The organism is Ancylobacter vacuolatus, assembly GCF_030813595.1.
In the GTDB taxonomy this organism is placed as follows: Bacteria; Pseudomonadota; Alphaproteobacteria; order Rhizobiales; family Xanthobacteraceae; genus Ancylobacter; species Ancylobacter vacuolatus.
Genome location: NZ_JAUSUH010000001.1, coordinates 357,488 through 370,637, shown reverse-complemented (window position 1 = coordinate 370,637; position 13,150 = coordinate 357,488). Strand labels below are relative to the sequence as shown.

Below are 13,150 nucleotides of genomic sequence, written 5' to 3'. Positions count from 1 at the left end.
CGATCTGCATTGCCAGACCACGTCGGCCTGCTTATCCCACACTACACGTCCGGCTTATAGTCCCGGTGATGCACATGGAGGTTCACATGTCATCCGACCCGCACACAGCACAGACCGCAGCGGTGGTCGGCGGCGGCGCGAGCGGCCTCATCGCCGCGCTGGCGCTGGCGGCGGGCGGGCTTGGCGTGAAACTCATCGCCCCGCCCCGCAGCCACGATCCGCGCACGACAGCGCTGATGGATGGCTCGGTGAAGGCGCTGCAGGCGCTCGGCGTGTGGGAGGCGCTGCGTCCTGAGGCCTCGCCGCTGCGGGTGATGCGCCTCGTCGACGATACCGGGCGCCTCATCCGCGCTCCCGAGGTCGAATTCCGTGCCGGCGAGCTCGGGCTGGAGGGCTTCGCCTGGAATGTCGAGAACGAGGCGCTGCTCGCCGCCCTCGACGCGGCGGTGGCGGGATCGCCCGGCATCGAGCGTCTCAGTGCCCGCGTGGCGGGCGTCGTCGAGGCGCCCACTCACGCCACGCTGGAACTGGAGGGCGGCGGCGCCCTCGCCGTCGCGCTGGTCGCGGCGGCTGACGGGCGCAATTCGCCCTGCCGGCGGGCGGCCGGCATCGAGGTGACGAGCCGCGCCTATCCCCAGGTCGCCGTCACCGCCACCCTCGCCCATAGCCGCCCGCACCGCGACATCTCCACCGAATTCCACACCCGCACCGGGCCGTTCACCCTCGTGCCGCTGCCCGGCAATTGCTCCAGCGTCGTCTGTGTCGTCTCGGCGGCGGAAGCGGAAGCGCTGGCAGCGCTGGACGACGCCGCCTTCGCCCGCGCCATGGAACGCAAGGCGCATTCGCTGCTCGGGGCGATGCAGCTTGTGTCGCCGCGCGGCAGCTTCCCGCTCAGCCAGCGCACCGCCGCCCGCTTCGCCAAGGGGCGCGTCGCGCTGGTCGGCGAGGCCGCGCACATCATCCCGCCCATCGGCGCGCAGGGGCTCAATCTCGGCATTCGCGACGCCGCCACTTTGGCCGAGATCGCCAGCGACGCCGCCCGCGCCGGGCGCGATATTGGCGGCACGGACGCGATGGAGGCCTATGAGCGCCGCCGGCGCGGCGACGTCGCCTCGCGCGGCTTCGCCATCGACCTGTTCAACCGCTCGCTGCTGACCGATCTGCTCCCGGTCGCCGGCCTGCGCGGGCTTGGGCTGTGGATGCTCGGCCAGTCGTCCGGCCTGCGGCGCAGGGTGATGCGCGAGGGCGTGGGGCCAACCCGCGACGTGCCGCGCCTGCTGGCCGGGGCGCCGGTCTAGCTTACTGCAGCAGGCCGTGCGGCAGCATGTCGTGCTGCAGGGCGTAGAGCATGGCGGTGACCGTCGCCACCGACACCACCGTGCCGACCAGCACGCCGCCGGAGGCGCCGGCGACATAGGTGTCGTACTGCTTGGCCATGATGAAGGCGTTCAGCGCCGGCGGCAGGCTCGCCATCAGCACGGCGGTGGCGATCCACACCGGATCGAAGCCGCCGACCAGGCTCAGCACCAGCCAGACCAGCGCCGGGTGGATGATGAGCTTGATCGCCAGCAGCCACGGCACCTCGCTCTGCATCTTCCCCATCGGCCGCAGCGCGACCGAGACGCCGAGCGTGAACAGCGCGCAGGGCGCGGCGGCGTTGCGCAAGAATTCCAGCGTCTTGTCCAGCGCCGCCGGCGGGTGGAATTCAAAATAGGCCGACAGCACCCCGAGAAAGGTCGCGACATTGAACGGATGGGTGACGACCCGGCGCACCACCAGCAGCAGGGTGTGGCCGAGCCCGCGGCGATCGCGCCCGCCCATCGCCATCAGCACGGGAACGATGGTGAAGAAGAACAGGCTGTCGAAGACGAAGATCAGCGCGGTGGGCACCGAGGCACCAGCGCCGAGCGCGCCGAGCGTCAGTCCCGGCCCCATATAGCCGACATTGGAATAGGAGCCGACAATGGCGGCGATGGTGGCTTCCGGCAGGTTGCCGCGCCGCAGCCACAGCCCGACCAGCAGCGAGAGCGTGAAGCACACCGCCGTCGTCGCCGTCGTCGCCAGGATGAAGGAGCCGTTGGTCAGTTCGTGAAACGGCGTGCGGGCCACCAGCGAGAAAAACAGGGCCGGCAGCGCCAGATAGATGATGAAGAAGCTGAGCCAGGCGAGGCCGCTCTCCGGAATGCGCGCCAGCCGGCCGCATCCCAGCCCCAGGAAGATCACACCGAAGAAGGGAAGCGCGAGCGCGAGGACCTCGTCCATCAGGGCTCGCTACCGGCTCGCCTCGCCTTGGTCAATCGCCATCTTTCGCCCTCATCGCGGCCCGGCGTTCGCGGCGTTTGGGCATGCGCGTTGCATAGGCAGCGGTTGACAGGCTCTGGCGTCGCCCGCTACGGGGGCGCCACTCCTAAGGCGGACAAGTTCAGGATGGCGGACGAGTTCATGATGAAAGAGCGCAACGCCAAATACCGTATAGGTGAGGTCGTCCGGCACCGGCACTACCCGTTCCGGGGCGTGGTGTTCGATGTCGACCCCGAATTCGCCAACACGGACGAATGGTGGGAATCGATCCCGGAACATATCCGGCCCACCAAGGACCAGCCCTTTTATCACCTGCTCGCCGAGAACGCGGAGACCGAATACGTCGCCTATGTCTCCGAGCAGAACCTCGAACTCGACACGACAGGCGAGCCGGTGCGCCATCCCCAGGTCCCGGAAATGCTGGCGGCCGATGGCGATGGCGGCTGGCGGGTGCGCAGCGAACGGCTGCAATAGCGGCGGCGATCCTCGTCCAGAATCGAAAACGCCCGGCTCATCGCCGGGCGTTCTGCATTCTGGGGCCGCCAGCCGGAAGGTCCGGCCGTGGCAACCGCGCCTTACTGGGCCGGGGCGTTCTTCAGCTTCTCGGCGCCGAGCTTTTCGAGGCCGGCCTTGGTCTGCTGCTCGCGCTGCTCGGCCTGGGTCTTGAGCGCTTCCTGGCGGGCCTTCACCTGCTCCTGGATCTTGGCGATCTGCGCCTCGAACACCTTCTGGTCGGTCTGCGGGCCGTCATAGACCTTGGCGAAATCGCCGAGCCCGATCGGGTAGGAGATGAGGCGGCCCACCGCATTGGCGACCTGCAGCGTCAGGCCCGGGGCCTTCTTCATGCGGTCGACGAAGCCCTGGTCGACCTGGATGTCGCCGTCGCCTATGTCTCCGAGCAGAACCTCGAACTCGACACGACAGGCGAGCCGGTGCGCCATCCCCAGGTCCCGGAAATGCTGGCGGCCGATGGCGATGGCGGCTGGCGGGTGCGCAGCGAACGGCTGCAATAGCGGCGGCGATCCTCGTCCAGAATCGAAAACGCCCGGCTCATCGCCGGGCGTTCTGCATTCTGGGGCCGCCAGCCGGAAGGTCCGGCCGTGGCAACCGCGCCTTACTGGGCCGGGGCGTTCTTCAGCTTCTCGGCGCCGAGCTTTTCGAGGCCGGCCTTGGTCTGCTGCTCGCGCTGCTCGGCCTGGGTCTTGAGCGCTTCCTGGCGGGCCTTCACCTGCTCCTGGATCTTGGCGATCTGCGCCTCGAACACCTTCTGGTCGGTCTGCGGGCCGTCATAGACCTTGGCGAAATCGCCGAGCCCGATCGGGTAGGAGATGAGGCGGCCCACCGCATTGGCGACCTGCAGCGTCAGGCCCGGGGCCTTCTTCATGCGGTCGACGAAGCCCTGGTCGACCTGGATGTCGCCACGGCAGAACCGCTCGTCGCACATCACGAAGGTGCCGAGGATCGGCTGCTCATTGGCCAGCGCCACGCGAAAGCCGTTACGCAGCAGGAGGCCGGTCGGGAAGGCGACGGTGAAGGCCTTCTTGGGGTCGTCCTGCACTTCGAACACGCCGAAGCGGACGAGGAACTGCCCGGTGTCGGTGATGATGGTCTGCTCCAGTTCGCAGACCTCCTTGTTGATCGAGGGCTCCTGCCGGCAGCGCTTCATCCACGGAATCGGGATCGCGGGAATCTGCTGCGGGGCGGCGGCCTGCTGGCCGGCGGCAGGCGCCGGCTGGGCGGCGGCGGCAGGGGCGGCCGGCTTGGCGGCCGGCTTGGCCGGCGCCGTCTGGGCAAGCGCGGCGCCACCGGCGAAGGCCAGCGCCAGGGCGGCGCCAGCAAGGCTGCGCGCAAGAGTGGAGCGATGGATCATGTCGAGTTCCTGTCGAGCGAACCGGGTAGAGACAACAGCGGACGCCTCGCCGCCATAACGCGATCGTGGGGCTGTCTCAAGCGCAATTGAGGCGACAGAGTGACCCCGGCAAATATCGGTGTCTGGTTCATGCTAGAACTCGGCGGCAAATACGAGCCGAATCTCTGACCAGGAGCCGATGCGTGAGCGGTATCACCCGGCGAGCCTTTGGGCGCAACGTCTTAATTGCCGGCGGAACGGCACTCGGATACCCGCTGCTGACGCCCGCGCGGGCGCAGGACAGTGCCGCGCCGGCGCCCGCCGTCACCTCCAGCCAAAGCATCGCGAGTCAGAGCATCGCGAGTCAAAGCATCGCAAGTCACGGCATCGCCATGCATGGCGCGCCGCTATACCCCGACAGCTTCGCCCATTACCGCAGCGTCAATCCGGACGCGCCAAAGGGCGGCCGGTTGATCCAGGGCGCGGTCGGCTCCTTCGACAGCCTCAACCCGTTCATCGTGCGCGGCACCGCGCCGCCCTTCGTGCGCTGGAACATCGTTGAAAGCCTGATGGCGCGCAGCCCGGACGAGGCCTTCACCTGCTACGCCCTGCTGGCGCGCCGGGTGGAGACGGACGCGGCGCGCTCCTATGTCACCTTCGAGATCGACCCGCGCGCCCGCTTTTCCGACGGCACGCCGGTGACGGCGGACGACGTGCTGTTCTCCTTCGAGCTGCTGCGCGCCAAGGGCCGGCCGAACCACCGCACCTATTACGGCAAGGTGGCGAAGGCCGAGGTGACGGATCGGCTCACCATCCGCTTCACCTTCGGCGTGGTCGACCGTGAACTGCCGCTGATCCTCGCGCTCATGCCGGTGCTGGCCCGCCACGCCACCGATCCTGAGACCTTCGAGCAGACCAGCTTCAAGGCGCCGCTCGGCAGCGGCCCCTATACCGTGACCGAGGTGAAGCCCGGCGAGACCGTGCTGATGGCGCGGGCCCCTTCCTATTGGGGCGCGGAGCTGCCGGTCAATCGCGGCAATTTCAATTTCGACAGCCTGCGCTACGACTTCTACCGGGATGTGAATGCGCAGTTTGAAGCCTTCAAGCGCGGGCTCTACGACATACGCTACGAAACCGACCCCGGCCGCTGGAAGACCGGCTACGACTTCCCCGCCGTGCGGGACGGGCGCATCCTCACCGAGGAGGTCGGCACCGGCACGCCAAAACCCTATTCGGCGCTGATCTTCAACATGCGCCGCCCGCTCTTCACCGATGTGCGGGTGCGGCAGGCGATGGTGGCGCTGTTCGATTTTGAATGGGCCAACCACAACCTCTATTTCGGCCTCTACCGCCGCAATGGCAGCTTCTACGACGATTCCGAGCTCTCCTGCCTCGGCCGCCCGGCCGATGCGCGCGAGCGGGCGCTGCTCGCCCCCTATCCCGACGCCGTGCTGCCGCAGGCGATGGACGGCTCATGGCATGCCCCGCGCTCGGACGGCTCGGGCCGCGACCGTGTGCGGATGCGCGAGGCTCTGGACCTGTTCGCGGCGGCCGGCTGGGAGCTGAAGGCCGGCACGCTGACCAGCCGCGCCACCGGCCAGCCCTTCGCCCCGGAGCTGCTCGTCGGCACCAAGGACCAGGAGCGCCTGGCGCTTGCCTATCAGAACATGCTGCGCCGCGCCGGGGTGCGGCTGAACATCCGCCTCGTCGACAATGTGCAGTTCGAGGCCCGCAAGCAAAACTATGACTACGACATGGTGCCCTATATCTGGGACCAGTCGCTTTCCCCCGGCAATGAGCAGGCGTTCTATTTCGGCTCCGCCGCTGCCGATACGCCCGGCACGCGCAATTTCATGGGACTGAAGAGCCCGGCGGCGGATGCGATGATCGCGGCGCTGCTGGCGGCGCGCGAGCGGGAGCATTTCGTCTCGGCGGTGCGGGCGCTCGACCGGGTGCTGATTTCCGCGCAGTTCTCGGTGCCGCTGTTCTACACGCCGGGCCAGTGGATCGCGCGCTGGCGCAAGGTGGAGCGGCCGCAGACGCTGGCACTCTCCGGCACGCTGGCGGAGAGCTGGTGGCAGGGCAAGGGATAGCGGCCGAAGGGGTGGCGACGCCGCACGCGGCGTTGGGCCGGCCCGCCACATCCGGCCAAATCCGCGTCATCGCGCGCATGAAGCGCTGGACAGCCGCGCCCGAACGCGGTCCTTAAGGGCAGTGCGCGCGGGCGGCCAGCGAAGGCAGGCCTTCCGCGTCCGAATGAAGTGCTGGAGCGAAGTCCATGCGTTACGCCGTCCTTTCCGTCGCCGCCCTCCTCGTCGCGGGCCTCGCGCCTGCCGGCGCGCAGCAGCCGATCGAGGTGCATCCGAACCAGCCGGCCGGGGGCGGGCTGGAGATCAGCATTCCGCCGATCAACAACCCGAATTATCTCGATTACGGCCCGCTGCCGGACAAGCCGGGGGCGGACAAGAGCCAGGACTATATGGAGCAGGCCGGCGGCAATTACGAAAACCTCAGCGGCCCCGGCTCGGATGTCGACGCCGACGTGATGCCCGACAGCGACGGCGCCTATGAGAGCCCGCTGGACTGATCGCGAATTCTGAGGGGCGGCACGCGCCGGAGCCCCTCCCCCGCGTCATCCCGGAAGGACCGCAGGTCCTGTCCGGGATCGCGACGCCATACTGGGGACGATCCCGGCTCGACGCCTTCGGCGGCGGCCGGGATGATGGTTGGCCCCGCGAGGCGGCGCTTACGCCGCCTTCGCCCCCTGCTCGGCGATCTTCGCCAGCTCTTTCAGAATGCCGGCGCTGCCCTTGAGCCGCGCATTGGCGCTCGGCCAGTCCTCCGAGAACATCACCTTGCCGTCGGGCCGCATCTTCGCCACCACATGCGGCTTGCCGACATAGGCGATGAAGCCGGCCGGGTTGGGGAAGCGTCCGTCGCGGAAGGTCAGCACCATGCCGCGCGGGCCGGCATCCACCTTCTCGACATTGGCGCGGCGGCACAGCGCCTTGATCCCCACCAGCTTGAGCAATTGCTCCACCTCTTCCGGCAGCGTGCCGAAGCGGTCGACCATTTCCGCGCCCATCGATTCGAGCTCGGCATCGGTCTCCATGTCGGCGAGGCGGCGATAGAGGCTGAGGCGGACATGCAGGTCCGTCACATAGTCCTCCGGGATCAGCACCGGCGTGCCGATCGAGATGGTGGGCGACCACTTGTCCGCCACCGGCGCGGTGATGCCGGCCTTGAGGTTGGCGATCGCCTCCTCCAGCATCTCCTGATAGAGCTCGTAGCCGACCTCCTTGATATGGCCGGACTGCTCGTCGCCGAGCAGATTGCCGGCGCCGCGAATGTCGAGGTCGTGGCTGGCGAGCTGGAAGCCCGCCCCCAGCGTATCCAGCGACTGCAGCACTTTCAGCCGGCGGTCGGCCTGCGCCGTCACCTGCTTCTGCGCCGGCAGGGTGAAGATGGCATAGGCCCGCGTCTTGGAGCGCCCCACCCGCCCGCGCAGCTGGTAGAGCTGGGCGAGGCCGAACATGTCGGCGCGGTGGATGATCAGCGTGTTGGCTGTGGGGATGTCGAGGCCGGATTCGACGATGGTGGTCGAGAGCAGCACGTCGAACTGCCCGTCATAGAAGGCGGACATGATCTCTTCGAGCTGGGTCGCCGCCATCTGGCCATGGGCGACGGCGACCTTCACCTCCGGCACCGCCTTGTCGAGGAAGTCCTTCACCTCGGCGAGGTCCTCGATGCGCGGGCAGACATAGAAGCTCTGCCCGCCGCGATAGCGCTCGCGCAGCAGCGCCTCGCGCACGATCAAGGGATCGAACGGGGTGATGAAGCTGCGCACCGCGAGGCGGTCCACCGGCGGCGAGGCGATGATGGAGAGCTCGCGCACCCCGGTCATCGCCAGCTGCAGCGTGCGCGGAATCGGCGTGGCGGTCAGGGTCAGCACATGCACCTCGGCGCGCATCTGCTTCAGCCGCTCCTTGTGGCTGACGCCGAAATGCTGCTCCTCATCGACGATGACGAGGCCGAGATCGCGGAAGGAAATCGCCTTGCCCAGCAGCGCATGGGTGCCGACCACGATGTCCACCGTGCCGTCGGCAAGGCCCTTCTTGGTCTCGGAAAGCTCCTTGCCGGTCACGAGGCGCGAGGCCTGCCGCACCACGACAGGCAGGCCCTTGAAGCGCTCGGTGAAGGTCTTGAAGTGCTGGCGCGCCAGCAGCGTGGTCGGCACCACCACCGCCACCTGCTTGCCGTTCAGCGCCACGGCGAAGGCCGCGCGCAGCGCCACCTCGGTCTTGCCGAAGCCGACATCGCCGCACACCAGCCGGTCCATCGGGTGGCCGGAGCCGAGATCGTCGAACACCGCCTCGATGGCGGCCTCCTGGTCCTCGGTCTCCTCATAGGGGAAGCGGGCGCGGAACTCGTCATAGAGCCCGGCCGCCGGCACCAGGCGCGGCGCCTCCTGGGTATGGCGCTGCGCCGCGACCTTGATCAGTTCGGCCGCCATCTCGCGGATACGGCTCTTCATCCGCGCCTTGCGCGCCTGCCAGCCGCCGCCGCCCAGCCGGTCGAGCTGCGCCTCGGTATCCTCCGAGCCGTAGCGCGACAGCAGTTCCAGATTCTCCACCGGCAGGAAGAGCTTGGAGCCTTCCGCGTAGTGGATTTCCAGGCAGTCATGCGGGGCGCCCATCGCCTCGATGGTCTTGAGCCCGATGAAGCGGCCAATGCCGTGGTCGACATGCACGACGAGGTCGCCGGCGGTGAGCGCGCCCAGTTCCGCGATCACGTCCTGCGGCCGGCGGCCCTTGCGCTTGGGCCGCACCAGCCGGTCGCCGAGAATGTCCTGCTCGCCGATGATGGCGAGGGCGTCGGTCTCGAAGCCGGCCTCGATGCCGAGCACGGCGAGCGCGATCGTGCCCTTGGGCAGCGCCTCGGCGGCATCGCGCGAGCCGACCGTCTGCGTGCCCTTGAGGCCGTGGTCGGCCAGCACGGTGGCAAGCCGGTCGCGCGAGCCATCCGACCAGGCGGCAAGGATGGTGCGCTTGGATTTCGCCAGCTCGCGCAGATAGGCGGCGGCAATGTCGAACAGCGCCGCCTCCGGGTCCGCCCGCTCCGGCGCGAAGGAGCGCGCATTGCGGCCGTCGAGGTCGATCACATCCTTCGATTCCGGCAGCGCATAGGCGGAAATGGCGAGGTTGCGCGCGCCCTCGCGGTGGGTCTTCCACTCCTCCGCCGTGAGATAGAGCGCGTCCGGCGGCAGCGGCTTGTAGGGCACGGCGCCGCCGCCATGCTCCAGCCCGTGCCGGCGGGCGTCGTAATAATCGGCGATCTGTTCGAGCCGCGAGGCGGCGGCCTCATTGCCCTGCGCCTCCATCACCACGGGGGCGTTCGGGGCGTAGTCGAACAGCGTGTCGAGCCCGTCATGAAACAGTGGCAGCCAGTGCTCCATGCCGGGATAGCGCCGGCCCTCGCTCACCGCCTCATAAAGCAGGTCGCCGCGCGGCGCCGCGCCGAAGGCGGCGACATAGGCCATGCGGAAACGCTTCATCGTCTCGCTGGTGAGCTGCAATTCGCTCATCGGCACCAGGTCGAGCGCGCGCATCTGCATGGCGGTGCGCTGGGTCTCGGGATCGAAGGAGCGGATCGATTCGAGGGTGTCGCCGAAGAAATCGAGCCGCACCGGCATCGGCATGCCCGGCGGGAACAGGTCGACAATGCCGCCGCGCACCGCATATTCGCCGGTGTCGCGCACGGTGGAGGTGCGCTGGAAGCCGTTGATCTCGGCCCAGCCGACCACCTCGTCGAGCGACAGCGCATTGCCCGGCGCCGCCGAGAAGGACTGGGTGGCGATGAGGGCGCGCCTCGGCACGCGCTGCAGCGCGGCGTTCACCGTGGTCAGCACGATGGTGCCGGCCTCGCGGCCCTTCACCCGGGCGAGCCGCGCCAGCGTCGTCATCCGGCGGGCGATGATCGCCGCATTGGGCGAGGCGCGGTCATAGGGCAGGCAGTCCCAGGCCGGGAAGGGCAGCACCTCGACGCCCGGCGCGAAGAAGCCGAGCGCGCGCTCCAGCTCGCCCATGCGGTCGGTATCGCGGCAGATGACCATGAGGGTCGGCCAGGGCGCGTCGTCCTGCGCCGCCAGAGCGCGGGCGAGATCGGCGACGACCAGCCCCTCCATGCCGGCGGGCACATTGGCAAGGGTCAGCGTCCGGCCGGGGGCCAGGCGTTTGGTCAGGGAGGCAAGCGGCGTCTTCATGTGGTCGCGGTCTTCATATCTCGGGAACGCCCTCTCCCGACAGGTGGAACTGCCGGAAGCGGTGGAAAAGCGGGGTGTCGAAATCAGGCGCCGGCGGGGCGCCGCCGAGCCAGCCATAGAGGTCCGGGTCCTCGACCTCGATCAGCAGCTCGAAGGCGGCGACGTCCTCCTCGCTCAGCTCGCCGATGCAGGCATCGGCGAAGCGGCCCATCAGCAGGTCCATCTCGCGGGTGCCGCGATGCCAGGAGCGGTAGAGAATGCGGCGGCGGCGGGCATCGAGGCCCGCGCTGGAGCGCGTGGTGCCGGTCATGTCGAGACCTCGGTGGCGGGGCGCCGGAAATGCGACGCACGGAAGCCGGTGGTTCTAGCGCGCACGGGCGCCGCTGTCAGGTGGGCATTGGATGGGGATGTGCCCAACGCCCTCTGGAAATGCCGAATGGCTTTCGCCGAAGAGCGTTTGCTGGGTCCCGGATCGGCCCGGCACTTTGTGCCGCTGGTCCGGGAAACGGGCGACGTGTCCCGGACAAACGACGCCGGAGCCGGAGCGCCGATCCGGGACCCAGCGAAGTCGCTTCATCCGAATCCATCCCCCTGATGCCACAGCCGAGCGCATTGCGCCCCGGCGCGGCTTCGTCCACCTTCCCGGCATCATGCGGCCCGACATCCTCAATCCCTATTTCGCCGAGATCACCGGCCTGCCCGGCATCGGCCCCAAGCTCGCCCGTCCGTTCAACCGCCTGCTCGGGCGGGAGGAGGGCGCGCGGGTGCTCGACCTTCTCCTGCACCTGCCCTCCTCCACCATCGACCGAAGGGCGCGCCCGACGCTGGCGGAGGTCGTGCCCGACACGGTGGTGACGGTGGAAATCCATGTCGACCGCCATGTCCCCACCCCACCCGGTTCCCGTGCGCCCTACCGCGTCTATGGCCACGACGCCACCGGCGACCTGACGCTGGCCTTCTTCAAGGCCGAGCGCAGCTGGATGGAGCGACTTCTCCCCATTGGCGAGACGCGCTGGGTGTCGGGCACCGTGACGCTGTACGACGGCATGGCGCAGATGGTTCACCCCGACCGGGTGGTCGACGCCGCCGGCCTCGCCAAGCTGCCGCCGATCGAGCCGCTTTATCCCCTCGTCGAAGGGCTCGGCCAGGGCCATGTCAGGCGCGCCATCGAGGCGGCGCTGGCGCAGGCGCACGACCTGCCGGAATGGCGGGATGAGGCGCCTGAGATCGGCTTCCTCGCCGCCCTGCGCAAGGTGCACCAGCCGCGCGACGCGCTGGATGCCAGCCCGCTCGGCCCGGCCTGGCAGCGGCTCGCCTATGACGAGCTGCTCGCCGGCCAGCTCGCCCTCGCGCTTCTGCGCGCCAGCACGGTGAAACAGGCCGGGCGGCCGAGCCTGGGCGACGGGGCGGTTGCGGGCCGCATCCTAGCCGCCCTGCCCTTCGCTCTCACCGGCTCGCAGACCGAGGCGCTGAAGGCGATCCGCGCCGATCTCGGGTCAGAGGACCGCATGCTGCGGCTGCTGCAGGGCGATGTCGGCTCGGGCAAGACTGTGGTGGCGCTGCTGGCGGCGGCCACCGTCATCGAGGCCGGGCGGCAGGCGGCGCTGATGGCGCCGACCGAAATCCTCGCCCGCCAGCACATGAAGACCATCGCCCCGCTGGCGGAAAAGGCCGGCCTCTCCGTCGCCCTGCTCACCGGCCGCGAGAAGGGCCGCGCCCGCACCGAGATCCTCGGCCGGCTCGCGAGCGGCGCGATCGACCTCGTCATCGGCACCCATGCGCTGTTTCAGGACGGCGTCGACTTCCACGACCTCGCGCTCGCCATTGTCGACGAGCAGCACCGCTTCGGCGTGCACCAGCGCCTCGCGCTCGCCGCCAAGGGCGAGGCGGTGGATGTGCTCGTCATGACCGCGACGCCTATCCCCCGCACGCTGGTGCTGACCTATTTCGGCGACATGGATTCCAGCGAATTGCGGGAGAAGCCGGCCGGCCGCCAGCCGATCGACACCCGCGCCATTCCCACCGACCGCATCGACGAGATCGTCGCCCGCCTCGGCCGCGCGCTGGAAGAGGGGCGGCGCGCCTATTGGATCTGCCCGCTGGTCGAGGAATCGGAAACCTCCGACCTCGCCGCCGCGCAGGCGCGCTTCAGTGAATTGCAGGCGCATTTCGGCGCCCGCGTCGGCCTGGTCCACGGCAAGATGAAGGGGGCGGAGAAGGATGCGGCGATGGCCGCCTTCGCCACCGGGGAAACCCAGCTCCTCGTCGCCACCACGGTGGTCGAGGTGGGCGTCGACGTGCCGGAAGCCAGCATCATCGTGATCGAGCATGCGGAACGTTTCGGCCTCGCCCAGCTTCACCAGCTGCGGGGCCGGGTCGGGCGCGGCTCGGAGGCGTCCACCTGCGTGCTGCTCTATCGCCGCCCGCTCGGCGAGATCGCCCGTCAGCGGCTGGAGGCGCTGCGCTCCTCCGAGGACGGGTTCTTCCTTGCCGAGCAGGATCTGAAGCTGCGTGGCGAGGGCGATGTTCTCGGCACGCGCCAGAGCGGCTTTCCCGGCTTCAGGCTGGCGCGGCTCGACGTGCATGGCGATTTGCTGGTTCAGGCGCGGGCGGAGGCGCTTGAAACAGTCAAGAACGATTCCGATCTTCAGGGCCCGCGTGGCGCGGCGCTGCGGCTGTTGCTACATGTTTTCGAGCGCGACGTGGCGGTGAAGCTGCTCAGCGCGGGGTGATGACTA

9 protein-coding genes and 1 pseudogene are annotated in these 13,150 nt (G+C 69.0%); 6 read left to right on the top strand and 4 right to left on the bottom strand.

The features are described from left to right. The first annotated feature begins 86 nt into the window (after window positions 1-86). A complete protein-coding gene (locus tag J2S76_RS01775; protein ID WP_307056951.1) occupies window positions 87-1,298 on the top strand; it encodes a UbiH/UbiF family hydroxylase in 1,212 nt (403 codons plus the stop codon). Window position 1,299: 1 nt separating this feature from the next. On the opposite strand, the gene J2S76_RS01770 is transcribed toward J2S76_RS01775, so the two are convergent. Further along, window positions 1,300-2,262: an AEC family transporter gene (locus J2S76_RS01770; protein WP_307056949.1), complete on the bottom strand. Its 963-nt coding sequence runs from the start codon at window positions 2,260-2,262 to the stop codon at window positions 1,300-1,302. Window positions 2,263-2,427: 165 nt separating this feature from the next. Between J2S76_RS01770 and hspQ the strand changes: the two genes are divergently transcribed. Both hspQ and J2S76_RS01760 read left to right on the top strand, forming a co-directional pair. After that, complete coding sequence (hspQ, locus tag J2S76_RS01765) at window positions 2,428-2,775, top strand: heat shock protein HspQ (protein ID WP_307056947.1); 348 nt, start codon at window positions 2,428-2,430, stop codon at window positions 2,773-2,775. A gap of 407 nt (window positions 2,776-3,182) precedes the next feature. Beyond that, window positions 3,183-3,314, top strand: a pseudogene (locus J2S76_RS01760) (heat shock protein HspQ); the annotation flags it as partial. A 101-nt stretch (window positions 3,315-3,415) separates the two neighbouring features. On the opposite strand, the gene J2S76_RS01755 reads toward J2S76_RS01760, so the two are convergent. Further along, a complete protein-coding gene (locus J2S76_RS01755) occupies window positions 3,416-4,171 on the bottom strand; it encodes an invasion associated locus B family protein (RefSeq protein WP_307056945.1) in 756 nt (251 codons plus the stop codon). 182 nt (window positions 4,172-4,353) lie between these two features. Between J2S76_RS01755 and J2S76_RS01750 the strand changes: the two genes are divergently transcribed. Next, a complete protein-coding gene (locus tag J2S76_RS01750; protein WP_370874674.1) occupies window positions 4,354-6,243 on the top strand; it encodes an extracellular solute-binding protein in 1,890 nt (629 codons plus the stop codon). A gap of 185 nt (window positions 6,244-6,428) precedes the next feature. Beyond that, a complete protein-coding gene (locus J2S76_RS01745) occupies window positions 6,429-6,737 on the top strand; it encodes a hypothetical protein (RefSeq protein ID WP_307056943.1) in 309 nt (102 codons plus the stop codon). A 159-nt stretch (window positions 6,738-6,896) separates the two neighbouring features. Here the strand turns inward: J2S76_RS01745 and mfd are convergent, their stop codons facing one another. Together mfd and J2S76_RS01735 are read right to left on the bottom strand one after the other, a co-directional pair. After that, window positions 6,897-10,412 carry a transcription-repair coupling factor gene (gene mfd, locus J2S76_RS01740; RefSeq protein WP_307056941.1) on the bottom strand — a complete coding sequence of 1,172 codons (3,516 nt, stop codon included), beginning with the start codon at window positions 10,410-10,412 and terminating at the stop codon, window positions 6,897-6,899. Window positions 10,413-10,425: 13 nt separating this feature from the next. Next, window positions 10,426-10,722, bottom strand: a complete 297-nt coding sequence (locus J2S76_RS01735) for an FAD assembly factor SdhE (RefSeq protein WP_307056939.1) — start codon at window positions 10,720-10,722, stop codon at window positions 10,426-10,428. A gap of 340 nt (window positions 10,723-11,062) precedes the next feature. Here J2S76_RS01735 and recG point away from each other — a divergent pair, with 340 nt between their 5' ends. Next, window positions 11,063-13,144: an ATP-dependent DNA helicase RecG gene (gene recG, locus J2S76_RS01730; protein WP_307056937.1), complete on the top strand. Its 2,082-nt coding sequence runs from the start codon at window positions 11,063-11,065 to the stop codon at window positions 13,142-13,144. Window positions 13,145-13,150 lie beyond the last annotated feature (6 nt).